This is a genomic window from Streptomyces sp. NBC_00190, assembly GCF_036203305.1.
Classification (GTDB): Bacteria; Actinomycetota; Actinomycetes; order Streptomycetales; family Streptomycetaceae; genus Streptomyces.
The window spans coordinates 3,176,679-3,202,532 of sequence record NZ_CP108131.1; the positions used below are offsets into that span (position 1 = coordinate 3,176,679).

The 25,854-nt window shown below is 69.3% G+C and carries 26 protein-coding genes, 1 tRNA gene and 1 riboswitch; of the genes, 13 read left to right on the forward strand and 14 right to left on the reverse strand.

Translation table 11 applies throughout. The features are described from left to right. Positions 1–16 precede the first annotated feature (16 nt). The 5 genes from OG429_RS15380 to OG429_RS15400 all read left to right on the forward strand — a co-directional run bounded on the left by OG429_RS15380 (position 17) and on the right by OG429_RS15400 (position 7,303). Positions 17–1,021 (forward strand): SEC-C metal-binding domain-containing protein, encoded by a 1,005-nt coding sequence (locus tag OG429_RS15380; protein ID WP_328925898.1) that lies wholly within the window; start codon positions 17–19, stop codon positions 1,019–1,021. 183 nt (positions 1,022–1,204) lie between these two features. Beyond that, a complete protein-coding gene (locus tag OG429_RS15385; protein WP_328925899.1) occupies positions 1,205–2,743 on the forward strand; it encodes an ATP-binding protein in 1,539 nt (512 codons plus the stop codon). 5 nt (positions 2,744–2,748) lie between these two features. Next, on the forward strand, positions 2,749–5,700 hold the full coding sequence (locus tag OG429_RS15390; RefSeq protein ID WP_328925900.1) for a Z1 domain-containing protein: 2,952 nt from the start codon (positions 2,749–2,751) through the stop codon (positions 5,698–5,700). A gap of 72 nt (positions 5,701–5,772) precedes the next feature. Further along, entirely contained in the window at positions 5,773–6,750 is a 978-nt protein-coding gene (locus OG429_RS15395; protein WP_328925901.1) for a NaeI family type II restriction endonuclease, read from the forward strand. A gap of 97 nt (positions 6,751–6,847) precedes the next feature. Further along, positions 6,848–7,303: a very short patch repair endonuclease gene (locus OG429_RS15400; protein WP_328925902.1), complete on the forward strand. Its 456-nt coding sequence runs from the start codon at positions 6,848–6,850 to the stop codon at positions 7,301–7,303. On the opposite strand, the gene OG429_RS15405 is transcribed toward OG429_RS15400, so the two are convergent. Together OG429_RS15405 and OG429_RS15410 are read right to left on the reverse strand one after the other, a co-directional pair. Further along, a complete protein-coding gene (locus OG429_RS15405; RefSeq protein WP_328925903.1) occupies positions 7,232–8,374 on the reverse strand; it encodes a DNA cytosine methyltransferase in 1,143 nt (380 codons plus the stop codon). The genes OG429_RS15400 and OG429_RS15405 overlap by 72 nt on opposite strands. Before the next feature lie 600 nt (positions 8,375–8,974). Next, positions 8,975–9,511 carry a GNAT family N-acetyltransferase gene (locus OG429_RS15410; RefSeq protein ID WP_328925904.1) on the reverse strand — a complete coding sequence of 179 codons (537 nt, stop codon included), beginning with the start codon at positions 9,509–9,511 and terminating at the stop codon, positions 8,975–8,977. Positions 9,512–9,687: 176 nt separating this feature from the next. On the opposite strand from OG429_RS15410, the gene OG429_RS15415 reads away from it, so the two are divergent. Both OG429_RS15415 and OG429_RS15420 read left to right on the forward strand, forming a co-directional pair. Continuing rightward, positions 9,688–9,867, forward strand: a complete 180-nt coding sequence (locus tag OG429_RS15415) for a hypothetical protein (protein WP_328925905.1) — start codon at positions 9,688–9,690, stop codon at positions 9,865–9,867. Positions 9,868–9,927: 60 nt separating this feature from the next. Further along, on the forward strand, positions 9,928–10,227 hold the full coding sequence (locus OG429_RS15420) for a hypothetical protein (RefSeq protein WP_328925906.1): 300 nt from the start codon (positions 9,928–9,930) through the stop codon (positions 10,225–10,227). Positions 10,228–10,270: 43 nt separating this feature from the next. On the opposite strand, the gene OG429_RS15425 is transcribed toward OG429_RS15420, so the two are convergent. The 5 genes from OG429_RS15425 to OG429_RS15445 form a co-directional block, all read right to left on the reverse strand. Continuing rightward, positions 10,271–11,848 carry a DUF445 domain-containing protein gene (locus OG429_RS15425; protein ID WP_405679896.1) on the reverse strand — a complete coding sequence of 526 codons (1,578 nt, stop codon included), beginning with the start codon at positions 11,846–11,848 and terminating at the stop codon, positions 10,271–10,273. Between the two features lie 29 nt (positions 11,849–11,877). Further along, positions 11,878–12,531: a DUF1707 SHOCT-like domain-containing protein gene (locus tag OG429_RS15430; RefSeq protein ID WP_405679895.1), complete on the reverse strand. Its 654-nt coding sequence runs from the start codon at positions 12,529–12,531 to the stop codon at positions 11,878–11,880. Between the two features lie 99 nt (positions 12,532–12,630). Beyond that, positions 12,631–13,599 (reverse strand): ABC transporter ATP-binding protein, encoded by a 969-nt coding sequence (locus OG429_RS15435; RefSeq protein ID WP_405679894.1) that lies wholly within the window; start codon positions 13,597–13,599, stop codon positions 12,631–12,633. Between the two features lie 2 nt (positions 13,600–13,601). Further along, the gene (locus tag OG429_RS15440) at positions 13,602–14,471 is read right to left on the reverse strand and encodes an ABC transporter permease (protein WP_405679893.1); all 870 of its coding nucleotides are present in this window, start codon (positions 14,469–14,471) and stop codon (positions 13,602–13,604) included. Beyond that, positions 14,464–15,279 carry an ABC transporter permease gene (locus OG429_RS15445; protein WP_328925908.1) on the reverse strand — a complete coding sequence of 272 codons (816 nt, stop codon included), beginning with the start codon at positions 15,277–15,279 and terminating at the stop codon, positions 14,464–14,466. The genes OG429_RS15440 and OG429_RS15445 overlap by 8 nt, the downstream gene beginning before the upstream one ends. Positions 15,280–15,453: 174 nt before the next feature. Here OG429_RS15445 and OG429_RS15450 point away from each other — a divergent pair, with 174 nt between their 5' ends. Further along, positions 15,454–17,919, forward strand: a complete 2,466-nt coding sequence (locus OG429_RS15450; RefSeq protein WP_328925909.1) for a transglycosylase domain-containing protein — start codon at positions 15,454–15,456, stop codon at positions 17,917–17,919. A 32-nt stretch (positions 17,920–17,951) separates the two neighbouring features. Here OG429_RS15450 and OG429_RS15455 read toward each other — a convergent pair whose 3' ends face one another. The 3 genes from OG429_RS15455 to OG429_RS15465 all read right to left on the reverse strand — a co-directional run bounded on the left by OG429_RS15455 (position 17,952) and on the right by OG429_RS15465 (position 19,168). Continuing rightward, positions 17,952–18,272 (reverse strand): DMT family transporter, encoded by a 321-nt coding sequence (locus OG429_RS15455; RefSeq protein ID WP_328925910.1) that lies wholly within the window; start codon positions 18,270–18,272, stop codon positions 17,952–17,954. Between the two features lie 30 nt (positions 18,273–18,302). Then, a riboswitch (guanidine-III (ykkC-III) riboswitch) is annotated at positions 18,303–18,370 on the reverse strand. 92 nt (positions 18,371–18,462) lie between these two features. Then, a complete protein-coding gene (locus OG429_RS15460) occupies positions 18,463–18,804 on the reverse strand; it encodes a GroES family chaperonin (RefSeq protein ID WP_030239046.1) in 342 nt (113 codons plus the stop codon). Between the two features lie 46 nt (positions 18,805–18,850). Continuing rightward, the gene (locus tag OG429_RS15465; protein ID WP_328925911.1) at positions 18,851–19,168 is read right to left on the reverse strand and encodes a DUF3618 domain-containing protein; all 318 of its coding nucleotides are present in this window, start codon (positions 19,166–19,168) and stop codon (positions 18,851–18,853) included. A gap of 109 nt (positions 19,169–19,277) precedes the next feature. Here OG429_RS15465 and bcp point away from each other — a divergent pair, with 109 nt between their 5' ends. From bcp to OG429_RS15480, 3 genes are all read left to right on the forward strand, one after another. Continuing rightward, a complete protein-coding gene (gene bcp / locus OG429_RS15470; protein WP_328925912.1) occupies positions 19,278–19,745 on the forward strand; it encodes a thioredoxin-dependent thiol peroxidase in 468 nt (155 codons plus the stop codon). A 172-nt stretch (positions 19,746–19,917) separates the two neighbouring features. Beyond that, the gene (locus OG429_RS15475; protein WP_328925913.1) at positions 19,918–20,382 is read left to right on the forward strand and encodes an HNH endonuclease signature motif containing protein; all 465 of its coding nucleotides are present in this window, start codon (positions 19,918–19,920) and stop codon (positions 20,380–20,382) included. 54 nt (positions 20,383–20,436) lie between these two features. Beyond that, positions 20,437–20,509, forward strand: a tRNA-Leu gene (locus tag OG429_RS15480). A gap of 52 nt (positions 20,510–20,561) precedes the next feature. Here OG429_RS15480 and rdgB read toward each other — a convergent pair. From rdgB to OG429_RS15500, 4 genes are all read right to left on the reverse strand, one after another. Further along, positions 20,562–21,176 carry an RdgB/HAM1 family non-canonical purine NTP pyrophosphatase gene (rdgB, locus tag OG429_RS15485; RefSeq protein ID WP_328925914.1) on the reverse strand — a complete coding sequence of 205 codons (615 nt, stop codon included), beginning with the start codon at positions 21,174–21,176 and terminating at the stop codon, positions 20,562–20,564. A 31-nt stretch (positions 21,177–21,207) separates the two neighbouring features. Then, positions 21,208–21,612, reverse strand: a complete 405-nt coding sequence (locus OG429_RS15490; RefSeq protein WP_328925915.1) for a hypothetical protein — start codon at positions 21,610–21,612, stop codon at positions 21,208–21,210. Positions 21,613–21,712: 100 nt separating this feature from the next. Then, positions 21,713–22,438, reverse strand: a complete 726-nt coding sequence (gene rph, locus OG429_RS15495; protein ID WP_030717976.1) for a ribonuclease PH — start codon at positions 22,436–22,438, stop codon at positions 21,713–21,715. A 100-nt stretch (positions 22,439–22,538) separates the two neighbouring features. Continuing rightward, positions 22,539–22,874, reverse strand: coding sequence for a PTS glucose/sucrose transporter subunit IIB (locus OG429_RS15500; RefSeq protein WP_328925916.1), 336 nt, complete (start codon positions 22,872–22,874; stop codon positions 22,539–22,541). 128 nt (positions 22,875–23,002) lie between these two features. Here OG429_RS15500 and OG429_RS15505 point away from each other — a divergent pair, with 128 nt between their 5' ends. After that, a complete protein-coding gene (locus OG429_RS15505; RefSeq protein WP_328925917.1) occupies positions 23,003–24,304 on the forward strand; it encodes a PTS transporter subunit EIIC in 1,302 nt (433 codons plus the stop codon). 334 nt (positions 24,305–24,638) lie between these two features. Continuing rightward, positions 24,639–25,850, forward strand: coding sequence for a PTS transporter subunit EIIC (locus OG429_RS15510; RefSeq protein WP_328930279.1), 1,212 nt, complete (start codon positions 24,639–24,641; stop codon positions 25,848–25,850). The last annotated feature ends 4 nt before the right edge of the window (positions 25,851–25,854 follow it).

Below are 25,854 nucleotides of genomic sequence, written 5' to 3' on the forward strand. Positions count from 1 at the left end.
CAGTACGGTGTGAACCATGCGCCCCGACACGCCTGCCGAGCACATCGCCGAAGCCGAGCGCCTCATCCGCACGGCGACCCGCTACCCCGAGGACCAGGAGCCGCTGCTCCTCCAGGCCGCGGCCCACCTCGAGTTGGCCGACGCACGCGATCGGGCGAGCAGCTTGTACGACCAACTACTCTCCGCTTCTCCCGCCAACCCCCATCTGATCAAGGCCCTCCAGGCGGCGAACCTCTGGGAGTACGGTCACGAGGCCGAAGCCCGCGCCCTCATCAACGGCATCCGCGCCGCCGCGCCCAAGGACCCGGCGCCCTGGGAAGTCATCGCGGAAGCCCTGGAGACCCACGACGAACTGGAAGCCTCGCACGACTGCTTCACCGAGGCGGCGGCCCTCCTCATCGCGGACGACGCACCGCTGACCCCGGCCACCACCGCGCTCCTGACGGGCCGCCACCGCGTACGCCGCCTCCTCGCCCTCCCCCACGACGACTGGGACATGGTCGCCGACACCCGCCACATCGGCCCGATCCCGCTCGACGAACTCCACGATCCCAAGCGCATCTGGGCCCTGGGCTCCGACGACCCGGCCGAACTCCGCGCCGAGATCGCCCGCCTGCGCGCCGAACTGGGCGACCGCCGCGCCGCGCTCTCCCGCCCCTTCCCGGTGGCGATCCTCCACTGGCCCCAGCGCGAACTCGCCGAGCTCCTGACCAGCTACCCCACCCTCGCCGTGGAGTACCCCTCGCACGAGGCCCACCTGGCGCAGGTGGAATCCTCCCTGCGCACCCTCGCCGCCTCGGGCACCACCAACCTCGGCATCGTCACGGGCAGCGTCCCCTCGTACGAGGCCTTCGCCGCTTCGGAGAAGACCTCCCCGGCCTCCCCGTCCCTCTTGGCCGAATACGCCACCACCCTCGCGGCCCGCGGCAAAGCCACCCCCTGGCCCCCCACCCCCACCTCCCCGTGCTGGTGCACCTCGGGCAAGCCGTACGCGGAATGCCACGGGACGCCGCTGCGGTAGCCCGGTCAGCACCGCCGAACACGCTCAGCGCAACACCGCGAATCGCATCCCGGGAAGACCTGACATGGGACTGCCCGAGATCGTCTCCGTGCGTTAGCGTCGTCTGACATCCGCGGATATCGAGGGAAACATCCTCCACTTCCGGATGCATCCATCCCTGCGCTCCAGAGGTTTGCCGCCCACATGCCCTATTCCCCCTCCGGCGACTGGCAGTTCGACATACCCACGCTGGGGAGCAAACAGCTTCCGCCCGCTGCACGCTACGTCGAGTCCCTGGCACACCAGGGGTACGGATTCGAGGCGGCGATAGCCGACCTCGTCGACAACTCGATCGACGCGGGCGCCCGCAATGTCGTCGTCAGTTTCCTGCGCGACCGCGACCGGCTCGTCAGCCTGCTGGTGATCGACGACGGTCATGGGATGGATGACGCCGCTCTCGACGTCGCCATGGTCGTCGGAGGCCGTGAGGGCTACGGCGAAGGGGCGCTGGGGCATTTCGGAGCGGGCCTGAAAGCAGCCTCTCTCTCCCATGCGGACTCGTTGACCGTTATCAGCCGCACGAAGCGCAGTCCTGCCACCGGAAGGCGCTGGCTGACCGCTCAGGCACAGCAGGACTTCAGCTGCGACATCGTGGATCCGCGCTACTGCCAGGACCTGGTCGACCGCTACGACGGCGTCATCGGATGGCACGGCACCATCGTCCGCTGGGATGGCGTCCGCGCCTTCGATACCGTGCTTTCCGGCCAGAGCGACCGGTTCCTCAACGAACAGATCGAGAAGCTGGAGACCCATCTTGGTCTCTACCTGCACCGGTTCCTCGCCCGGGACGGGTTCCACATAGACCTCGTCGTGGAGGACGTCCGCACCAAGGAGGAACTCGACCACCGCGGAGTAGAGCCGATCGACCCCTTCGGCTACCGGATTCCGGGGCGAGCGGGCTACCCGCGGACCTACACGGCTCCCATCGAAGGCGTCGGCGACGTCGCTCTTCAGGCCCATGTGTGGCCGCCCCGGTCCCAGCTCGTTTCCTTCCGGGGCATCGGCCCCCTGGCGGACCGGCAGGGCTTCTACATCTACCGCAACGACCGCCTCGTCCAGGCCGGCGGCTGGAACGGCATCCGCAGTGCGGAGACGCACCACAGCCTGGCCCGGATCTCGCTGGATCTTCCCTCGTCAGCGAACGGCGTGTTCAGCCTGACCGTGAAGAAGGACGGGGTGAGCGTCACCCCGGCATTCGCCCGCGGTATCGAGAAGGCCGCTGACGCGGACGGCCATTCCTTCGCCGCCTACGTGACAGAAGCGGAAGCGGTCTATCGCGAGGCTGCCCGTCGTTCCACTGAAGTGCAGCGCACGAGTGCCGTTCCGCCAGGAAAGGGCATCGATCCCAAGCTCAAGCGCACCCTCCGGGACGAGCTTCCGCAGATCGAGGGCGAGGACCCGATCACCTTCCGCTGGGAATCACTTCCGCCGGACGTCTTCTTCGACATCGACCGCGAGGATCACGCCGTCCGGCTCAACAAGGAGTTCCGCCCAGCGTTCAGCAACGGCCGGAGAGCCGGGGCGAATGACGCTCCGGCGCTGAAGGGCCTGCTCTACCTGATGCTCGAAAAGAACTTCCGGATGGGCCGGTCAAGCGCCCAGCGCAACGACGAGATGGCCTTGTGGAACAGTGTGCTGCTGTCTGCCGCGCGTTGTGAAATGTCTCGCGGACTGGAGCCGTAGCCCCTGTGACTGACCATCTGCTCAACCTTCACACTGATGTGCTCGCCGCCATGCGCCGCGCCCCGAAGGGCTTCAGCCGGATCGCGGCCGGGCTGTCGGAAACGGACGACGGCCACGACGCCGACCTGGACGTCTTCCGGGCACGCCTCGCCGCGAACGACCCGGGTCTCATCACGGTCTGGAGCCGCTCCCTGGCCCAATGGGACGCCGCACTGACCGCCGACTGGTCCAGCACACCGCCCTGCTCGGACGCCCGGCGGGCCGACGTGTACGCGCTCCTGCGCTTCGATGACGACCTGTCCAAGGCGCTGGACGCCGCGGTTCCCGTCGACAAGGGCCCCCAACCCGTAGTGATCAGCGAGAGCAACCAGGCCTGGTACACCCGGGATAAGGCGCTGGCCCGTGCGTTCTACTGGCCGGCGTACGAGGACCTCCTGCGGGGCAAGGGCTGGAGCGAGACGGCGATCACCAGCCTCTCGGAGGCGGCCCACAACGTCGTCGAGCGGCTGGCGGACCCGGCACGGCCGGAGGCGTACGCGGCCCGGGGCCTGGTCGTCGGCTATGTGCAGTCCGGCAAGACCGCCAACTTCACCGGTGTCATAGCCAAGGCTATGGACGCCGGGTACCGACTGGTCATCGTGCTGGGCGGCACGCTGAACCTGCTGCGCGGCCAGACGCAGCGGCGGCTCGACATGGAACTGATCGGACAGGAGAACATTCTCCGCGGCGCGGATCCTGACGACATCGACGCGTTGATCGGTGTCGACTACCAGGACGACGAGGACTGGCCCGCGAAGTTCGTCTCGCACGGCGGCAGGCCTTCGCATCGCGGAGCGTTCGACATCGAACGCCTCACGACGAAGGACAAGGACTACCAGTCCCTGGAACGGGGCATCCGGGCCCTCGATATCGAGAAGGTGGAGAAGGCTCTCCCCCTCCATGACCCGGCGAACCTGCACCATGCGGCAGCCCGCGTGATGGTGGTCAAGAAGAACAAGTCGGTCCTGACGAAGCTCGTCAACGATCTCAAGAAGATCGGCCCGATCCTCGGCGAGGTGCCGGCACTCATCATCGATGACGAGTCCGACCAGGCGTCCGTCAACACCACGAACCCGGCCGCATGGGAAGAGGGCAAGGCCAACCGGTCCGCCATCAATGGTCTGGTCTGCGAACTTCTGCGCCTGATGCCGCGAGCCCAGTACATCGGCTACACGGCGACCCCTTTCGCCAACGTCTTCGTCGACCCCGACGACTCCGCCGACCTCTTCCCGCGCGACTTCCTGATCTCCCTCCCCCGCCCGGCCGGTTACATGGGAGTGGAGGACTTCCACGACCTGCACTCCGACCTGCCCGCCTCCGAACGGACGGTCACCACCTCGCAGGAAGCCGCTCATGTGCGCGGCATCGGCGAGGGTACCGGTGACCGCCTGCTGGAAGCGATGGACGCGTTCGTGCTGGCCGGGGCGCTGAAGCTCTACCGTGTGGCGAACGGGGTTCCCGAAGGTGCCTTCCGCCACCACACCATGCTGGTGCACGAGTCCGTACGGGTAGCGGACCACGCGGTACTCGCCGACCGCATCAGGGCGCTCTGGGATTCCTCCTACATGAGCAGCGAATCTCACCTCCGTCTGGCCGCTCTCTTCGAAGCGGACCACGCGCCGGTGTGCGGCGCCCGTGCTGACGGTCTGCCCGTCCCCGGCTCGTACGAGGAGCTGCGCCCCCACGTCAGCCGCGCCCGGCAGCTCATCGCATCTGGCGGGAGTCCCGTCCTCGTCGTCAATGGCGCGAACGAAAAGGACTATGCGCAGCCCGGACTTGACTTCGACCGCACACCGAACGTGTGGAAGATCCTCGTCGGCGGCACCAAACTCTCCCGCGGTTTCACCGTGGAGGGTCTGACCGTCACCTACTACCGCAGGAAGACCCAGCAGGCCGACACCCTGATGCAGATGGGCCGCTGGTTCGGGTTCCGCGCCGGCTACCGGGATCTCGTCCGCCTCTACATCGGCCGCGAGGAACCCTTCGGGAAGGACAAGACGCTCGACCTGTACGAGGCGTTCGAAGCGATCTGTCAGGACGAGGAGGCATTCCGCTCCGAACTCGCCCAGTACGCGGAGATGATCGACGGCGAGCCCCAGCTGACGCCTCGGAAGGTGCTCCCGCTGGTCTCGCAGCACCTCGGTCTCGTCAAGCCGACAGCACGCAACAAGATGTTCAACGCGGAACTGACGGAGATCCGCTCTCCGGGGCGGCCGATCGAGCCGGCGGCCTATCCCCGGGATGCTGCGGTGATCGAAGCCAATGTAAAGCGCTGGCTGCCGCTCCTCGACGTGTTCGGCCATGCCGCGCAGACTCTGGAGCTGCCGCCGGACGAGACAAGTCCTCTCACCCGGAGGTTCGAGGCCAGGACGTCACTGATCCCGCATGCCAGCCTCCTCGCGGTCCTGCGTCAGCTGGAGTGGGAAGGCGACAACCACTTCGCCCCGCACCTCAACTACCTCTCCAAGCTCGACGGCGAGCTCGCCAAGGTGGACGACTGGCTGCTCGTCGCACCGCAGACGACATCGAACCGGCGGGTGGAAGCGAGTCTGCTGGGCTCCGCGCCGACCTCGCTGGTCCGGCGTAAGCGTCAGCTCGACAAAGCCGCATTCGGCCGTATCTCCGGTATGGAGCACCGCCGATGGGCCGAATCCCTCATCAAGGAAGCGGGCGAGGACGTCAACAGCGCCCGTGCGGGCGCAATGGGAGTAGGGCCTCGCACGGGCATCGTCCTGCTCTATCCGGTGGTCGACACGTCCAACGACTCAGGGCTCCTGTCCGCCGTCACGGACGGCACAGCAGATCCCAAGCAGGTCATCATGGCGTTCACGGTCGTCTCCCCCACCGCAGCCAACGACTCGTCGAATCGCCTGCTCCGCTTCCGGGCGATGCGCTCCGGCAGCGGACCCAGCGAGTGATGATGGCGGCCCGGCCCACGGGCCGGGCCGCCCCTACTCGGCAAGAGAATCCGACCGAACAGGACCCTGCTCATGTTGCCCCTGGACATCTCCGCCGCTACGAACATCCACGCGCAACGCCTCGCGCACGGTGACCCGGAGCTCGCGGCAGTCGAGGCGGAGATCCGGCGTCTGGACCCCACGGGGCAGCGGTTCGCCTCAGTGCTCCGGGACACGATCGACCAGCTCCTGAACGGGGAGGTCACAGGGCGGTTCGACTGGAAGACCCTGTTCAAGACGGAGAAGACGCACGCCGGGACACTCGTCGAGATCAACCTCCAAAGGGCGTTCAAGTTCGACGACGGTGTCGAGATGGACTACCGGATCGCCGGAGTGGACGTCGACTGCAAGTACTCGCAGGCATTCGGCGGCTGGATGATTCCGCCCGAGGCCATGGGGCATCTGTGCCTGCTCGTCTGGGCAGATGACTACACCAGCCGCTGGAGCGCCGGACTGCTGCGCATAGACGAGGCCTGGCTGAACCGCGGCAGCAACCGCGACCTCAAACTGACCGTGAAGGCGGAGCACAGGAACAAGATCCTTTGGCTCTGGCACGAAGCGGAGCTCCCGGAGAACGTCCTGCTGCACCTCACCGCACAGACGAGGGACGCGATCCTCTCGTCGGCTTCCGGGCAACAGCGAGTGAACGAACTCTTCCGCCGGGTGCAGAACCGGCGGATCGGCCGCGGAGTGGTACGGACGGTCGCGACGCAGCGGGACTACATGGCCCGGGTACGTGAGGCGAAAGGCCGGGCACGCACCGTGCTACGTGAAGAGGGCCTGCTGATCCCGGGCCATTTCAGCAGCCACCAGGCCATCGCACGGACCCTGGGCGCCGCGGTGCCCCACCTGGGGGAACTGGTCAGCTTCCGCGTCGCGCAGGCGCGGCCCCATCACGGTGACCGGCCGCGCGTCGAGCTGGACGGCCGGACGTGGGTACTGGCCGAGGCCAGCGATCCGGTGGAAGCGGCCCCTTTCCTGCCCAAGCACACGGACGCCGCCGCACTGTAAGGCCCCGCGCACCGCGTCGTAGATTGAAGGAGTGCCCTCCGGGATTTTCGAGGGCACGGCTGAGCCAGAGCTAGCCCTGGAAGCAGGACGACCGACGATGACCGAAGACTGGGACCGCCCGGAAGGGTCCTGGGCCTCCTCGGCGGCACGCCGCCGGAACATGCAGGCGATCCGGAGCCGGGATACCAAGCCCGAGCAACTGGTGCGCAAGCTGGTGCACGCGCGGGGGCTCCGCTACCGGGTGGCAGCGAAGCCCTTGCCGAAGGTCCGGCGGACGGCGGACATGGTCTTCCGCCCCACGAAGGTGGCGGTCTTCATCGACGGGTGTTACTGGCACGGATGCCCTGAGCACTACGTGCCACCGAAGATCAACCAGGGGTACTGGTCAGAGAAGGTCGCGCGCAACATGGCCCGCGACCGTGACACCGACGCGCGGCTGCTCGAGGCGGGCTGGACCGTGCTGCGCTTCTGGGAGCACGAATCACCCGAGGCGAGCGCTGACCACATCGTCCTCACGGTGGCCAGCATCAGAGGGGCTGGGGATCGAAGCTGACAGGCTCCCGTCCTGCTTCGACAGCCGGGGACCGGCCTCAAGAGCGGCCTTGATCTGCAGACCCACGGCCTTGGCCACGGGGGGCGGGAAGGCATTGCCCACCTGCCGGTAAGCAGCAGTCTTGCGCCCCTGGAAGATCCATCCCTCCCCGCCCTCCTCCTCCGGGCCGAAGCCCTGGACGAGCGCGGCCTGCTTCACCGTGATCATGGGCAGGGTCTTGCCGGGCTCACCGAGGTCACGCGCGGGGTTCTTGGTGTTGCCTTCCTTGTCCGGCTCGTCCGCGACGCCCAGCCCGGACACGCCGAGGTTCTCCCAGGCCCTCTTCGCCCGGGTGGGACCGAGGTCAGCACCGCCGTGCTTCTTGGAACCGCCCACCAGTGTCGGGGCGATGCCGCTGGAGGCCTTCTGGTACCAGTTCTCGAGAGCGGCCCCCTTGAGGCCACGCTCCACCATCGAATCCCGCAGGAGCTCGCCGATCGTCAGCGGCTTCTCCTGGCCAGGCTGCGGCTTGTACCAGCCCTCGACGTCGAAGTGCTCCCAGTACTCGGGCTTCAGCGCGACGAGCAGGCTGCGGGGACGGAGCTGCGACACTCCGAAGTGACTGGCCTGGAGCTCCTGCCAGTCACACTTGTAGCCGAGCAGTTCAAGCTCGGCGACGATCTCCGCACGGTAGTCGTCGAACTTGGACTGCATGAGCCCGCGAACGTTCTCGATCATCACCGCGGAAGGGTCCAACTGCCGCGCCAGTTTGATCATCGTCGGGAACAGGTCACGTTCGTCGTCACGGCCGAGCTGCTTGCCCGCCAGCGAGAAAGGGGGGCAGGGCACGCCTCCGGCGAGGAGATCAATCTGGCCCTTCATCTGAAGGGCCTCTTCACTCTCCACGTAGACGCGGAGGTCCTGCTCCAGCACCTGCCATTCCGGTCTGTTGGCCCGGAGGGTCTCGCACGCGCTGGCGTCCATCTCGATGAGAAGCCGGTGCCCGAAGCCCGCCCGCTCAAGCCCGAGCGCCTGACCGCCCGCACCGGCGCAGATCTCGACCGAGGTGAACTCGTACTCAGTGCTGGTCATGCACCCTCCTCCAGAACTCTCGCGGCGGAAACGCTTTGTACTCCGCCCTCACAGAGGGTGACAGAAGGCACTGACAACACCCTTTCCCACGATCTGACCGCCTGCCAGGAAGGCACCACTGGCCACAGCGAACCAACCTACGATATCCGGCCGGCGGGGCAGCGGTGGAACAAGACGTACCCCTTGCCTCTGTGACCGCGCTCTCCCCGTTCCGTCCGGCCGCATCAGAACGGCAGTGGGAGCTGTTGGCGTCCGCAGGCCAGGGCTGTGGGTGGGGTGGGGCGGGGGGGGTGGTGAGGGTCAGGAGGGTGCGGAGGGCCGCTACGACCTCCGTGGGGGTGTCGCGGATCATCGACGGGGTGGCGCTGACCACCAGGACGCCGTGGGACTCCAGGCGGAGGCGGCGGCGGAGGGTGGCGTGCCTGGGGGTACCTCCCAGCGGTAGCTGGGGGAGCGTCGCGGGTGCAGTGGTACTCCGCCGAGTCGATCTCCAGGGCGACGCCCTCGTCGGGCCAGTAGGCGTCCGGGCTGGCCAGGAAGGCGCCCCCGAACCGGCCGGACCGGCCCTCGCAGGCCTGGCGGCTGGCGGTCGTGGCCGTCCTAGCGGCTCGGGTGGTCCGGGGACAGGAAGACGATCACCCCCGTCTGCGTGCCCGGCCGGGCCTCGACCTCGTGCCAGCCGAGGCGGCGGTAGGTGGCCACGGTGTCGGTGGCCAGGCGGGAGGTCAGCAGCCACGCGCGCCGGTCCGGGGCGTCGGCGGTGATCTCCGTGAGCAGGGCCCGGCCGGTGCCGTGGCCGCGCGCGTACGGGCGTACGGCGAGTTCGTCTATCTCCAGGGCCCCGGTCAGGAGCTCCTTCACACGGCCCGCGCCGAGCTGCGCGGCGACCTGGGCGTACGCGCGGTTCCTGGGGAAGGCGGCCGGCGTGATCCAGCCCGTGGCGAAGCCGTCGATGCCGGTCGCGGACTGGGCGATGGCCGTACGGAATCCACGGCGCCGCGCGTCGACCGGGAGGCGGGTGGCGAACTGGCGAATGGTTTCTTCGCCCTCGTTCCAGGGTGGGCCGGAGAAGACGTCGGCGTAGGCGTCGACCAGTTCGTCCGCGAGGTCGAGGACGGCCTGTCCGTAGCAGATCACGATGTCCTGGCTCCTGAAGTCGAGTGGGGAGGCGGGATTTCCCCCTTTGGGTGGGGAGAGTCAATTTATGCGCTTCGGGTTCCTGCGGGCGGACATCGCACGGATCCGGCGAGTGTGCGACAAATCCCCTCCCCACCGTCCGTGTCGGGAAACCCGGCACCCGCGTTGAGCAGCTCGTGGACAGACTGCTTCGGGCGGCCGGCCGGTGCGCGCTCGCCTTCCTTCTCGTCCTGGGCGTCGTGGCGTTGCTGCCGCGCGCGCTGCGGGACGCGGTGCCGGACGCCGTGATCGGCGGAGCCGTGCTGGTGCTGGGGTGGGTGCTGGGCGCCCATCGGATGGCCGGACGGCCGCGTTAGCCTCGTATCCGAACGACGATCGACGAACGACGAACGACAAGAAGAGCGAAGGAGTTCGACATGGCGCGCGTACCGAGTTCCGTGGTGGCCGCCGCCGGGCTGGTCGGCGGATACGCCGTCGCCCGGTGGACCAAGAAGCGGCCCCTGGGCGGTGTCGTCCTCGGCGCCGCCGGGATCGCGGCCGGACGGGAGTGGCACCGCCGGGGCGGTGCGCCCGCGGCGGCCGGGCTCGGGGCGCTGTACCTGGCCGGCTTCGCGGGCGCGCACCCGCTGGCCAAGAAGGTCGGCGCATGGCCGGCCGTCCTCGGGGCCGCGGGCGTCGTGGCCGCCGCGTCCTGGGCCGTCGCCGACCGCGGCTGACGGCCCCGCCCCAAGGGCCCGGGCCCTACTCCCTACGGGAGCCCTACGCCCCGAAGGCCCGGGACACCGTGTAGATCAGCAGGCCCGCCAGGGCGCCGACCACCGTTCCGTTGATGCGGATGAACTGCAGGTCCCGGCCGATGTGGGCCTCGATCTTGCGGGACGTGTGCTCGGCGTCCCAGCCCGCCACCGTGTCCGTGATCAGCGAGGTGATCTCGGTCCGGTAGTTGGTGACGACGTACACCACCGCGCCCTCGATCCAGCCCTCCACCTTGCCCTGGAGACGGCCGTCCGTGGCCAGCCGCGCCCCCAGGGACATCAGCGAGGACCGGACGCGCAGGCGCAGTTCGCTCTGCTCGTCCTCCGCCGCCGAGATGATCAGCGAGCGGATCGCGGTCCAGGCGGAGGCGATCACGTCCTGGATCTCGCCGCGCGCCAGCAGCTCGGACTTGAGCCGTTCGACCCGGGCCCGGGTGTCCGTGTCCGTTTGGAGATCGGCCGCGAAGTCCGTCAGGAAGCGGTCCACGGCGCCGCGCGCCGGGTGCTGGGGCATGTCCCGCATCTCCGTGACGAACCGCAGCAGCTCCTTGTAGACGCGGTCGCCGATCTTGCGGTCCACGAACCGGGGGGTCCAGCCGGGCGCCCCGCCCTGGACCGCGTCCATCACCGACTCCCCGTGCGTGACGAGCCAATCGTGGGCCTTGGCGCACACCAGGTCGACGGCACGGTGGTGGCCGCCGTCCGCGACGACCCGCTCCAGGGTCTTGCCGATGCCGGGCGCGATCTCGGCCGTCTCGGCACGCCGGGTGATGGCCTCGCCCACGACGGCCTGCACATCGGAGTCGCGCAGTACGGTCAGGGCTCCGCGCAGGGCGGTGGCCAGTTCCGCGGTGACCCGGTCGGCGTGCGCCGGCTCGGCCAGCCAGGTGCCGAGGCGGCCGCCGATGCCGAGGGAGTGGAGGCGGGCCCTGACCACGTCGGAGGAGAGGAAGTTCTCGCCGACGAACTCGCCGAGGGAGACGCCGAGCTGGTCCTTCTTGGTCGGGATGATCGCGGTGTGCGGGATGGGCAGGCCGAGGGGCCGCCGGAAGAGGGCGGTGACGGCGAACCAGTCCGCGAGCGCGCCGACCATGCCGGCTTCGGCGGCCGCCGCGACGTATCCGGCCCAGGCGCCCGCGTCGGCGTCCCGCGCCCACGTGGCCAGTACGTAGACCAGCGAGACCAGGATCAGCAGGCCGGTCGCGGTGGCCTTCATCCGGCGGACACCGCGGCGGCGCTCCTCGTCGGCGGCGCTGAACACGAACGCGCCGCGGGCGGGCGGGGCAGGGGTCGGTGCCGTCGCCGCTCCCCCGCGTGGTGGCGGTGGGGCGGCACCTCCGACTGTGGTGCGGTTGTCCACGTGCTCCTGCCTTCCCCCGGGGGCGCCGGTTTTGTCTGCATAGCATCCGACTACTGGGAGGCGCGAGGAGTTCCCGGCACGCCGTTTCGCTCCCGCGAGGGGGGTAGTGGTCCCGCGGTCGCGGCCACGCCGGGACCGGTACGGCCGCAGGCCGCAGCCGCGGCCCGGGCCGTCGGAGCCAGGCCCCGCCCCGCTCGACCCAGGCCCCGCCCACCCCCCCATGGGACGGACGGGACGGACGGGACGGAGCGCTACAGCTCCTTGCTCAGCTTCGGCCGCTTCGGCGTCTTAGGCGGCTTGACCTTGATCTCCACCCCGCCCCAGAAGGCGAAACCCGTCACGATCACCCGCGGCGCCCCCGGCTGCGCCGGGCCGCTGCCCACGCGCTGGTCGAAGGCGCCCATGACGCCGATGCCCCGTACGTCGACCTCCACGCCCGGCGGCACGGTGATCTGGATGCCGCCCATGACCGCGACGCAGTTGATCACCACCTCGCGCTGCGCGAAGTTCGCCTCGCGCAGGTCCAGCTCACCGCCGCCCCAGAACGCCACCGCGTCGAAGCGGGCGGGCACCGTCCACGGACCCTTGCGCTGGAACCCCGACATGACCGCGACCGCGTTCGTCGACGTCCCCGACCCGCCGATCCGGGCCGGCCAGGACGAACCCGAGGCCGCCACGGGCGTCGGCAGCGGCGCCGCGGCGCCCTCCGTCGGCAGGTCCCGCGTCAGCGGCTCCAGTTCCGCGTACGTACGGGACTTGTACGCCGCCTCCAGCCGCTCCTCGAATTCCTCCATGTCGAGCCGACCCTCGGCGACGGCGTCCCGCAGACGCTCCACCACCCGGTCCCGGTCGGCATCCGACGCCCTCAGCTCCGGCAACGGCTTCTCCGGCCGCTCGTCACTCATGCCGCCCAGACTATGCAGGGATTCCCGGGAGTTGTACGGCTTGACCCCCTGTCCTACCCCCGGGATGACCCTGATTTCCCCCCGCCGCCACGTCCCCCCTCACCCCCGCCCCGCGTACATCCGCGCGATCACGTCCTCGATGTCCGGTTCCCGCACCGACAGGTCCACCAGCGGATACCGCGCCGCCACCTCCGCCACCAGCGGCGCCGCCGAAGCCCCCGCCGGGAACGCCAGCCACTGCCGCGGCCCCTCCACCCTCACCACCCGCGCGCCCGCCAGCTCGATCGGCGCGAGCTCCCGCTCCAGGTCCACCACCAGCGTCCGCTCGCTCTCCCCGGCCGAACCCGCCGCATGCAGCCCGGCCAGCGGCCCGTCGTACATCAGCCGCCCGTGGTCGATCACCATCACCCGCTCGCACAGCTGCTCGATGTCCTGGAGGTCGTGCGTGGTCAGCAGCACCGTCGTGCCGAGCTCCGCGTTCAGCTGCCGCAGGAAGCCCCGTACCTTCGCCTTGCTCACCACGTCCAGGCCGATCGTCGGCTCGTCCAGGTACAGCACGTCCGGATCGTGCAGCAGCGCCGCCGCGATGTCCCCGCGCATCCGCTGCCCCAGCGACAGCTGCCGCACCGGCACGTCGAGCAGCTCGGCCAGGTCCAGCCGGTCCACGCAGCGCTCCATGTTCTCCTCGAACCGCGCCCGCGGGATCCGGTACATCCGCCGCATCAGCCCGTACGAGTCCTTCAGCGGCAGGTCCCACCACAGCGTGGTCCGCTGCCCGAACACCACCCCGATCCGGTGCGCGAGCCGCATCCGCTCCCGCGCCGGGTCGATGCCCGCCACCCGCAGCCGGCCGCCGCTCGGCGTCAGGATCCCGGTCAGCATCTTGATCGTGGTCGACTTCCCGGCACCGTTGGGCCCGATGTAGCCGACCATCTCGCCCCGCGCCACCTCGAAGCTGATCCCGTCCACCGCCCTGACCTGGCGTTTCTCCCGGCGCATCAGCCCCACCCGGCGCCGTACGTCGAAGACCTTCTCGACCCCGTCCAGCGAGATCAGCGCATCCACCACCACTAGCTCCCCGTGCTTCGGTACGAACGGACACCCGCGCGCCACGCCAGCGACGCGGGCAGGAACACGGCGAAGGCCACCAGCGGGCTCAGGTACGCGGCCCACCCCGGCAGCCCCAGCGGATCGGGCCGCCCGAGCACGTACAGCGCGGGCAGCCAGTTGACGAAGGCCAGCGGCACGATGAAGGTCACCCCGCGCAGCAGGTCCTTCGCGAAGACGGTCGGCGGGTACTGCAACATCGCGCAGCCGCCGTAGGTGAACGAGTTCTGCACCTCCGCCGCGTCCCCCGCCAGGAACTGGAACGCCGCCCCGGCCACCATCACCGCACCGAAGATGCCCGCCCCGGCCAGCACCATCACAGGCACCAGCAGCACCTTGCCGGCCGTCCACTCCACTTGCGGACCCAGCGCCCAGACCGCCCAGGCCAGCACCCCCACCCCCTGCCCGACGCGCCCCAGCCGGCGCAGCGCGAACCGGTCCGCCGCGACCTGCGCCAGCACCGGCACGGGGCGCACCAGCATGGTGTCGAGCGAGCCGTCACGGATCCGGACACCGATCCGGTCCGTGTTGCCCAGCAGCAGGTCCGCCAGGCCCAGGGAGGCCGAGCAGGATCCGTAGAGCAGGGCGATCTCGGGGAGGGTGAAACCGCCGAGCTCGTCGACGTGGGAGAACATGATGCAGACCGCGACGAAGTCGAGGAGGGTGATCGCCGCGTTGCCGACGACCGACAGGGCGAAGGACGTCCGGTACGTCATCGTCGACCGGATCCACATCGCCACGATCAGCCCGTAGCCGCGCAGCCCCTCCCGCGCCCGACCGCGCCGGGGCACCTCGACGGCCGCGAACTCCCGCTCCAGTACCGCCTCAGCCACCCTGGACCACCACCTTCCGCGTCGCGGCCGACTGCAACAGCCGCCCCGCGCCCAGCAGCACGAACGCCCACACCGCCTGAAACCCCAGCGCACCCGCCGCGCTCCCGGCCCCCGCGTGCCTGCCCAGCAGCACGTCCATCGGGACCTGGAGCATCGCCGCCCACGGCAGCGCCTGCACGAACTCGCCGAAACCGCCCGGGAATACGGTCAGCGGCAACAGCATCCCGGAGAAGAAGATCGTGACGACGGTCGCCATCATGTTGATCCCCGACCCGTCCATCAGCCAGAACGCCGCCAGCCCCAACAGGTAGCGCACCGCGAAGCTCACCGTCAGCGCGAGCAGGACGGAGACCAGGAACAGCAGCCAGCGCAGCGGATCGGCGGGCAGCGCCAGCCGGAACGCCAGCGCCCCGACCACCAGCGGAACCACCCCGCGCCCCGCCAACTGGAAGGCCGCCCGCCCCAAGTCGGCCGCGAGCCACCACATCTGCAGGTCCGCCGGCCGGTACAGGTCGACGGCGATGTCGCCCGTACGGACACGCTCCTGGAGCTCCTCCTGGAAGCCGCCCCCGATCAGCGCCCCTGCGGCGAGCAGTGACTGACTCACCCATACGAAGGTCAGGGCCTGTGCCTGGTCGTAGCCGCCGAGTCCGGGCCGCTCGTCCCACAGCGCGATGTACGTGTACGCGACGATGAACCCGAACACGGTGTTGGTGAACACACCGGCCGCCGTCGCCGTCCCGTAGGTGGCGTACCGGCGGAATCCGCCTGCGGCGACGGCCAAGTAGAGCCGCACTCTCCGACGCACCGTATCCCTCCGTTTCCCACGTCGTTCCTACGTCGGCCAAAGCGCGCGAGCTTAGTGCGGAGGGGCGAGCCACGCGACCGATTTACCCCCGTCCGGCGCGTAATCACCGGCCATCGGGTAGACACCATGAGGTACAGAAGTGGATATTTCGCACAGCGTCGAGGAGTTCTGGAGATGAGCGACCAGTCACCGCCCCCGGGCTGGACCCCTCGCGATCCGGACACTCCGCCGGAGGGACCCCCGACGCAGCCGCAGACACCCGGCACAGGGCAGAGGCCCGGCACGGCACGGGAGCCCGGAAAGCAGGCCCGCAGCAAGCGGACCGGCTGGCGACGCGCCCTCCCCACCTGGCGCATGCTGCTGGGCGGCTTCCTGCTCCTCGCCCTGCTGCTCATCGGCGCCCTCGTCGCCGGCTACCTGCTCGTGGACATCCCGCCCGCCAACTCCGCCGCCACCGCGCAGTCCAACGTCTACCTCTACTCCGACGGTTCGCAGCTCGCCAGCGACGGCGAGGTCAACCGCGTCAACGTCCCGCTCTCACAGATCCCCCGGACCGTGCAGGAGGCCGTACTGGCTGCCGAGGACCGGGACTTCTACTCCGAACGGGCCGTGGATCCCAAGGCGATGGTCCGCGCCGCCTGGAACACCGCGACCGGCAAGGGCACCCAGTCCGGTTCGACCATCACCCAGCAGTACGTCAAGAACTACTACCTGGGCCAGGAACAGACGATCAAACGGAAGGTCAAGGAGTTCTTCATCGCGATCAAACTCGGTCGCGAGAAGTCGAAGGACTACATCCTGGAGGGGTATCTGAACACCAGTTACTTCGGCCGCAACGCCTACGGCATCCAGGCCGCCGCCCAGGCCTACTACGGCAAGGACGCCGCCAACCTCACCACCGCCGAGGGCGCCTACCTCGCCACCCTCCTCAACTCCCCCAGCGCCTTCGACGTCGTCTCCCACCCCCAGAGCCGCCCCCGCGCCCTCGCCCGCTGGAACTACGTACTCGACGGCATGGTCAAGAAGAACTGGCTGCCCGCCGCCGATCGCGCGACGACACGGTTCCCCGAGCCGGGCAAGGTCCGCGCCGCCGCCGGACTGTCCGGGCAGCGCGGATACCTGGTGGAAGCCATCAAGGACTACATCGTCGATCACAAGATCCTCGACGACAAAACCCTCGCCGAGGGCGGCTACCGCATCACCACCACCATCGACAGACGCCGCCAGAACGCCTTCACCGAAGCCGTCGACGCCCAGATGGTCCGCGAACTCGACCCGGAGAAGCGCAAGGCGGACCGGGTGGTGCGGGCCGGCGGAGTGTCCATCGACCCGGCCACCGGCAAGGTCGTCGCCATGTACGGCGGCATCGACTACACCAAGCAGTTCGTCAACAACGCGACCCGGCACGACTACCAGGTCGCCTCCACCTTCAAGCCGTTCGTCTTCGCGGCCGCCGTCGAGAACGACTCCCGCACCCAGGACGGCCGCCGGATCACCCCGAACACGATCTACAACGGCGACAACAAACACCCGGTCGTCGGCGGCCGCATCCGCTTCGCCCCCGAGAACGAGGGCCAGGTGTCGTACGGGAACATCACCGTCAACACCGCGACCGACCTCTCCGTCAACGCCGTCTACGCGCAGATGGCGGTCGACGTCGGCACCGCGAAGGTCAAGGACACGGCCATCGCCCTCGGCATCCCCGCGGACACCCCGAACTTCCCGCCCGTCCCCGCCATGGCCCTCGGCACCCTGCAGGCCAGCGTCCTGGACATGACCCAGGCGTACGCGACCCTCGCGGACCACGGCCGCCGCACCCCGTACACCTTCCTGGAGAAGATCACCAAGGGCGGCGACACGATCGGCCTGCCCGAGCGCACGCCCACCCAGGCCGTCAGCCGCGAGACCGCCGACACCACCACGTCCATGCTGGTCAGCGTCGTCGACAACGGCACCGGTACGGCCGCGCTCGCCGCCGGCCGCCCGGCCGCGGGCAAGACCGGGACCGGCGAACTGGACCGCTCGGCCTGGTTCGCCGCGTACACCCCGGACCTGGTCACGGTGGTCTCGATGATGGGCCAGGACCCGGACACCGGCGCCTTGGAGTCCCTGTACAACGCCCTCGGGGAGCCCCGTATCGGCGGTGGCGGCTACCCGGCCCGGATCTGGGCCGCGTACACCAAGACCGCCCTGGAGGGCAGCGACCCCGCCGACTTCGACCTGGAACTCCAGCCGGGCGCGGCCCAGCCGCCGCCCTCGCCGCCGGCCCAGACGGGCCGGCCCGAGGAGACCCCGGACGAGGACACGCCGCCCCCTCCCGAACGGCCGACCCGGCCGGGCCGGCCCACCGAGCCGAACGGCGGGCGGGACAACGGGGGCCGGGACAACGGCGGTCAGAACCAAGGCGGTCAGAACCAGGGGGGCCAGGACAACGGCGGCCAGGACAACGGCGGCCGGACACAGGGCGGGCAGACGCAGGGCGGCCAGACACAGGGCGGGCAGACCAACGGCGGCGCCACCCAGGGCGACCAGGGCGGCACCACCGCGGGCACGATGGGCACCACGGGCAGGACGGGCGGGCAGGGCGCCGACCGCGGCGCGGGCGATGGCACGCGCCCGCCCTCAGCATTCCTCGAATGATCCGAGGGGGCGGCGGGTGGTCTCCGGTCCGGTCAGTGACCGGAGGTCACCTTCAGCCCCACCACGGCCACCAGCAGCAGGCAGATGAAGAAGATCCGGGCCGCGGTGACGGGCTCACCCAGCACCGCCATACCGAGCACGGCCGCACCGGCGGCGCCGATGCCCACCCACACCCCGTACGCCGTACCGATGGGCAGGGACTTCGCGGCGATCGAGAGCAGCACCATGCTGGCGACGATCCCGGCACCCGTGAACACACTGGGCCACAGCCGGGTGAAACCTTCGGTGAACTTCATTCCGATCGACCAGCCGACTTCGATCAGACCGGCGACGATCAGCAGGACCCAGGCCATGACGGCACCTCCGAGACATCGGGCGATACGGGTGCGTCGTCTTGTCGTACCCGGTACGGCGCGTCTCGTCGGGGTCCCTCAACCGTAGCAAAGAGAGGTGAAAAGGGCTGGTGACCTAGGCCACCAGCCCTTTTCACGGCAGTTCTCAGAAGAATCAGAGGCGTCAGGCGCGTCAGAGGCGTCAGAGGCGTCAGAGGTAGAGACCCGTGGAGTCCTTCGACCCCTCCAGCCGCTCGGCGGCCACGGCGTGCAGATCCCGCTCGCGCATCAGCACGTACGTCGCACCCCGCACCTCGACCTCGGCACGGTCCTCGGGGTCGTACAGCACCCGGTCGCCGGGCTCGACGCTCCGTACGTTCTGCCCGACCGCGACCACCTCGGCCCAGGCCAGCCGCTTGCCGACCGCGGCCGTCGCCGGGATGAGGATGCCGCCGCCGGAGCGCCGCTCGCCCTCGGGCAGGTCGGACTTCACGAGCACGCGGTCGTGGAGCATACGGATGGGCAGTTTGTCGTGGGTGGTGTTCTCGCTCACGCCCCGAACCTACCCGCCCGCGTCGAGGCCGCGCTCCGCAGGGTCATCAGCGCTTGCGCCGCACCGAGAGCACCACTACCCCCACCACACCCGCCGCGAGCAGCGCGACGGGCACGATCCGCTCCATGCGCGGAGCCCCGTCCTCGTGGCGCAGCGCGCCATTCACGTCCGTCACGAGGCGGTTCACCGCGACGTACGCCCGCCCGACGGTGTGGTCGACCGTCGAGGCGGCCCTGGCCTTCGCGTCCCCGATGATCGTCTTCGGGTGCATGCGCACACCGATCTCGTCGAGCGTCTCGGCGAGCTGCTCGCGGCGGCGGACGATGTCCGCCTCGATCTGTGCGGGGGTCCTGGCTTCCGGCACCGCGCTGCCTCCGTCGTCGTGTCGTCTGTGGGGGCGTAGTCCGCCATGAACAGTCTGTCAGCAGCTTAGTCTCGTGCCATACCGATCCCCTCTTGAGGAGACTGCCGACATGAGCGAGCGACTTCAGCCGGGCGATACCGCCCCCGCCTTCACCCTGCCCGACGCGGACGGCAACGAGGTCTCGCTGGCCGGCCACAAGGGCCGCAAGGTGATCGTCTACTTCTACCCGGCCGCCCTGACGCCGGGCTGCACCAAGCAGGCCTGCGACTTCACGGACAACCTCGACGTCCTGGCGACGGCCGGCTACGACGTCATCGGCGTCTCCCCCGACAAGCCGGAGAAGCTCGCGAAGTTCCGCGAGAAGGAGCACCTGAAGGTCACCCTGGTCGGCGACCCGGAGAAGGAGACCCTGACGGCGTACGGCGCGTACGGCGAGAAGAAGCTGTACGGCAAGACGGTGACGGGGGTCATCCGCTCGACGGTGGTCGTGGACGAGGAGGGCAAGGTCGAGCACGCCTTCTACAACGTCAAGGCGACCGGCCACGTGGCCAAGATCATCAAGGACCTGGGCATCTGACCCAGCCCCCTGCCCCGCAGGAAGCGGCCCGCACCCAACCGGTGCGGGCCGCTCCGTTTATCGGACGAAATCGGCCGCAACTCTCCGACTATCGACCCGTTACTCCGTACGAGAGCCGCACGGGCGGCCGGGATGCGGAGGGGGCGAGGATGCCGACTTCGAGCCGGAGGGGATGAAGTGGACGAGGGAGATCCTGGCCGAGGCCGTGGCCGCGTCGACCACCATGTGCGAGGTCCTCGGGCGCCTCGGCCGTGACGTCGCGGGCGGCCACCACACGCACATCAGTCGCAAGGTGAAGGCGTTCGGCACCGACACTTCGCACTTCAAACTGCCCTCACGTGCGGGACGCCCCAACACGCGGCGCACTCCGGAATCGATCCTGGTCAGGCAAGACGACACCCGTGCCCGCCGGGCCCAGAGCGAGCACCTCAAGGGTGCACTCGCCGCACTCGGCATCCCCGAGCGGTGCGCGATGTGCGGTATCGAGCCGACCTGGCAGGGCTATCCGCTACCGCTGGAGGTCGACCACATCGACGGCGACTGGCGCAACAACCAGCGGGAAAACTTGCGGCTGCTCTGCCCCAACTGCCACGCGGTAACGGACACCTGGTGTCGAGCAGGGCGGCACAGTCGTTAGACCACGGGTACATCGACCACGGCTGCGGCGCGCGCAGTAGAGTGTTCCTCGCTTGCGTCCGTACGCCACCTGGTGAGCGGCGGTCTTTAGGTGGCCGCGTATGTCGGTTCGAATCCGACCGGGCGCACTCGATGAACAGGGCCTGTTCTCCCGGACTCGGGAGAACAGGCCCTGTCTCGTCAGCCCAGGAGTTCGCGGACCACCGGGACCAGGGCGCGGAAGGCCTGGCCGCGGTGGGAGATGGCGTTCTTCTCCGCCGGGGTGAGCTCCGCGCAGGTGCGGGACTCGCCCAGCGGCTGGAGGATCGGGTCGTAGCCGAAGCCGCCCGTGCCCGACGGGGCGTGGCGCAGGGTGCCCAGGAGGCGGCCCTCGACGACGCGTTCGGTGCCGTCCGGGAGGGCCAGGGCCGCCGCGCAGAAGAAGTGGGCGCCGCGGTGCTCCTCGTCGATGTCGCCGAGCTGCGCCAGCAGGAGGCGGAGGTTGGCCTCGTCGTCGCCGTGGGCGCCGGCCCAGCGCGCCGAGAAGATGCCGGGGGCGCCGTTCAGGACGTCCACGCACAGGCCGGAGTCGTCGGCGACCGCCGGGAGGCCGGTGGCGCGGGCCAGGGCGTGGGCCTTGAGGAGGGCGTTCTCGGCGAAGGTGACGCCGGTTTCCTTGACGTCCGGGATCTCGGGGTACGCGTCCGCGCCGACCAGCTCGTGCGGCAGGCCGGCGTCGGACAGGATGGCGTGGAGTTCGGCGATCTTGCCCGCGTTGCGGGTCGCGAGGATGAGGCGGCTGGGCGTGGAGGTCATGGCCCCCATTATTTCGCGGTCGCCGGCCGGGTCAGCCCGGGGTGCAGACCTTGGAGATCTCGCTCGCCGCGTCCGCGACCGGCTGGATGTCCGGGGTGGCGTCGCCGTTCTGGATGGCGGTGCGGACGTTCTTCACCGCCGTGCTCATCGAGTCGATGGCCTTGCCCAGGTCGGCGTTGTCCGTCTGGTCGCCGATCTTCTTGAGGTTCGTCTCGATCTGGTTGAGCGCGTTCTGGGCGTCCTGCGGGCTGTTGCCGGCCTGGGAGACCGCCTGCTGGAGGTCGTTCGCGCCGTCGGTGATGGCCACCGCGGTGTTCGCGCAGTCCATCGCGGTGGAGATCGCGTCGCAGGAGGTGAGGGCGGGTATCGCCAGGGCGGCCGCGACGGCCACGGCGGCGATGCGGTGCTTCGGCTTGACGGACTTCAGCGTCTTCATCTTCTGGTCCCCGGGGAGTCGGATGCGTGGACGGGCGCACGGCTTTGACACCGTGCGCCCGTACCAGGACGGACGCGAATCCGCGCGCCGCGGTTGCCGCTTACAGTTCCAGCGCGCCCAGCTGGATGGCTTCCAGGTCCGCGCAGCCGCCGGCGGCGAGGTCGAGGAGGGCGTTCAGTTCCTTGCGGTCGAAGGGCTCGCCCTCGGCGGTGCCCTGGACCTCGACGAAGCGGCCGTCGCCGGTGCAGACCACGTTCATGTCGGTCTCGGCGCGCACGTCTTCCTCGTAGCAGAGGTCGAGGAGCGGGACGCCGTCGACGATGCCGACGCTGACGGCGGCGACGGTGCCGGTGAGCGGCTTGCGGCCGGCCTTGATGAGCTTCTTCTGCTGGCCCCAGGCGACGGCGTCGGCGAGGGCGACGTAGGCGCCGGTGATGGCGGCGGTGCGGGTGCCGCCGTCGGCCTGGAGGACGTCGCAGTCCAGGACGATGGTGTTCTCGCCGAGGGCCTTGTAGTCGATGACGGCGCGCAGGGAGCGGCCGATGAGGCGGGAGATCTCGTGGGTGCGGCCGCCGATCTTGCCGCGGACGGATTCGCGGTCGCCGCGGGTGTTGGTGGAGCGGGGCAGCATCGAGTACTCGGAGGTGACCCAGCCTTCGCCGCTGCCCTTGCGCCAGCGCGGGACGCCTTCGGTGAAGGAGGCGGTGCAGAAGACCTTGGTGTCTCCGAAGGAGATGAGGACGGAGCCCTCGGCGTGCTTGCTCCATCCGCGTTCGATGGTGACCGGGCGGAGCTGTTCGGGCGTACGGCCGTCGATGCGAGACATGGCTCCGAGCCTAGTCCCTGCGGCAGAACGCGAAGACCCCGTCCGGGTGTATCCGGAACGGGGTCTTGTCGTTCGGCGGGCGAGCCTTGTGGGGCTCAGCTCACATCATGTCTTCGATCTCGCCGGCGATCGGGTCGGCGTCGGTGCCGATGACGACCTGGATCGCGGTGCCCATCTTGACGACGCCGTGGGCGCCGGCGGCCTTCAGGGCGGCTTCGTCGACGAGGGCGGGGTCGTGGACCTCGGTGCGCAGGCGGGTGATGCAGCCCTCGATCTCGTCGATGTTGTCGATGCCGCCGAGCCCGGCGACGATCTTCTCAGCCTTGGTGGCCATGTGTTTCTCCCTGAGTTCTACGAAGAACGAGTCTCGGCGGCCAGGTATCCGGATACCCACCTGCGTGATCCGCTTTGCCACGGTAACGCACGGTTGGCCCATCTATGCGAGCGCATGACTGCTGTCTGTCGAATGATGACGATCAGCAGTCGCCTGCCCCACGACTGGTCTACACCAGTGTGCCGCACGTGCCGCAACTGCCAAAAACGGGCCGGTCAGGGAGGACGCCGATGAGTGCGAGCAGCGCTGCAGCAGCGCCGCAGCCGAAGTGGTGGAACGGCTTGTTCCAGGGGCTGCAGAAGATGGGGCGGAGCCTTCAGCTGCCGATCGCCGTCCTGCCCGCCGCGGGCATCCTGAACCGCCTGGGGCAGCCCGATGTCTTCGGTGTGGAGGGCCTCGGCTGGACGGACGTCGCCAAGGTGATGGCGGGCGCGGGCGGGGCGCTGCTGGATCCCGACCTCGGGCTGCCGCTCCTCTTCTGCGTCGGCGTCGCGATCGGCATGGCGAAGAAGGCGGACGGCTCGACGGCCCTGGCGGCGGTGGCGGGGTTCCTCGTCTACCGCGGGGTGCTGCACGCGTTCCAGAAGCCCTGCCCGGCGGGGACCAAGGACATCGGGGGCGGCTGCCTGGGGCCGAACGACACCTTCGTGTCGTACACGTACCAGAATCCCGGTGTCTTCGGCGGCATCATCATGGGCCTGCTGGCGGCCTGGTTCTGGCAGCGCTACCACCGGGTGAAGCTGGTGGACTGGCTGGGCTTCTTCAACGGGCGCCGGCTGGTCCCGATCATCATGTCGTTCGTCGCGATCGGGTTCGCGGCCCTGTGCCTGTGGATCTGGCCGCCGGTCGGTGACGCGCTGGAGAGCTTCTCCGACTGGCTGGTGGGCCTGGGCTCGTGGGGCGCCGGGATCTTCGGTGTCGCGAACCGCGCGCTGCTGGTGATCGGCCTGCACCAGTTCCTGAACGTGCCGGTGTGGTTCCAGTTCGGCAGCTTCACCACGCCGGACGGCAAGGTGGTCCACGGCGACATCAACATGTTCCTCAACGGCGACCCGCAGGCCGGGCAGTTCCTGTCCGGGTTCTTCCCCATCATGATGTTCGCCCTCCCGGCGGCGGCGCTGGCGATCACCCATTGCTCGAAGCCGCGGCGGCGCAAGGAGGTCGGCGGCCTGATGCTGTCGGTCGCGCTGACGTCCTTCGTCACCGGGATCACCGAGCCGCTGGAGTACTCCTTCCTCTTCGTCGCGCCCGTGCTGTACGTGATCCACGCGTTGCTGACGGGCGCCTCGATGGCGGTGACGTGGGCGCTGGGCGTCCACGACGGCTTCAGCTTCTCGGCCGGCCTGATCGACTACGTCATCAACTGGGGCCTGGCGACGAAGCCGGCGCTGATCATCCCGATCGGCCTGGGTTTCGCGGTGGTCTATTACGCTGTCTTCCGGTTCGCGATCACCAAGTTCGACCTGGCCACCCCGGGCCGGGAGTCGGACGAGGAGATCGACGAGATGGAGAAGGACAACATCAAGGCGTAGGCCCCGTCCGGCGGTTCACCGGACCTGCGGCCCGCCTCCCCGAGGCCCTCGGATCTCCGGATCCGGGGGCTTCGGCCATGTTCGCGGCGGACCCAAACCTGTTGTGGCGTAGACCACAGGAAATCGAAGGTTCCTTATCTAACCCTCACCGTGTTACAACTGGTCTACACCATCAATTGGTGTAGACCACGTGGGCCTGTCTGCGCTCGCGTTCCCCCCTTTTACGAGACGTCGCCGTCCCCCGGCTCACCCCCTGGCGGCGCCTTGCCCACTGGAGGAAGTTGTGACCACGGCTACCGCCCCCGCGGCGGAGAAGAAGAAGGGCGCTGGCGTGATGGCCGTCATGCAGCGCATCGGCCGGAGCCTCATGCTCCCCGTTGCGGTGCTGCCCGCAGGCGCTCTGCTCATCCGCCTGGGCCAGGACGACATGCTCGGCAAGGCGTCGCTGCCCGACTTCGTCAACAAGATCGCCACGTACATGGCGGCCGGCGGAGAAGCGATCATCGTCAACATGGCGCTGCTGTTCGCCGTCGGTATCGCGATCGGCTTCGCCAAGAAGGCCGACGGTTCGACCGCACTCGCCGCCGTCACGGGCTACCTGGTCTTCTCGAAGGTCCTGGCCACCTTCACGGATCCGAGCCTGCCGCAGATCGAGAAGGTCGTCGACCACAAGGTCGTCCTGGTGGACGCCCCCGTCGACGCCAAGGTCCTCGGCGGCGTCGTGATGGGCATCGTCGTCGCGCTCCTCTACCAGCGCTTCTACCGCACCAAGCTGCCCGACTGGGCGGGCTTCTTCGGCGGACGCCGCCTGGTCCCGATCCTCTCCGCCTTCGCGGGCCTGTTCATCGGCATCGTCTTCGGCTACATCTGGCCGGTCCTCGGCACGGGTCTGCACAACTTCGGTGAGTGGCTGGTCGGTTCCGGCGCCGTCGGCGCGGGCATCTTCGGTGTCGCCAACCGTGCGCTGATCCCGGTCGGCATGCACCACCTGCTCAACTCCTTCCCGTGGTTCCAGGCCGGCGAGTACAACGGCAAGAGCGGTGACATCGGCCGCTTCCTCGCCGGTGACCCGACCGCCGGACAGTTCATGACCGGCTTCTTCCCGATCATGATGTTCGCCCTCCCGGCGGCCTGCCTCGCGATCGTCCACTGCGCCCGTCCCGAGCGCCGCAAGGTCGTCGGCGGCATGATGTTCTCCCTCGCGCTCACCTCCTTCGTCACTGGTGTGACCGAGCCGATCGAGTTCACCTTCATGTTCATCGCCCCGGTGCTCTACGCGGTCCACGCGGTCCTCACCGGTATCTCCATGGCGCTGACCTGGGCCCTGGGCATGCGTGACGGCTTCGGGTTCTCGGCGGGTCTGGTCGACTACCTGCTGAACCTCGGCATCGCCGAGAACCCGCTGGGCCTGGCCGCCGTCGGCCTCTGCTTCGCGGTGGTCTACTACTTCGTCTTCCGCTTCGCGATCACCAGGTGGAACCTCCCCACCCCGGGCCGCGAGTCCGACGAGGAGCTCGCCGAGCTGGCGAAGGCCGAGGCCAAGTAGGCCG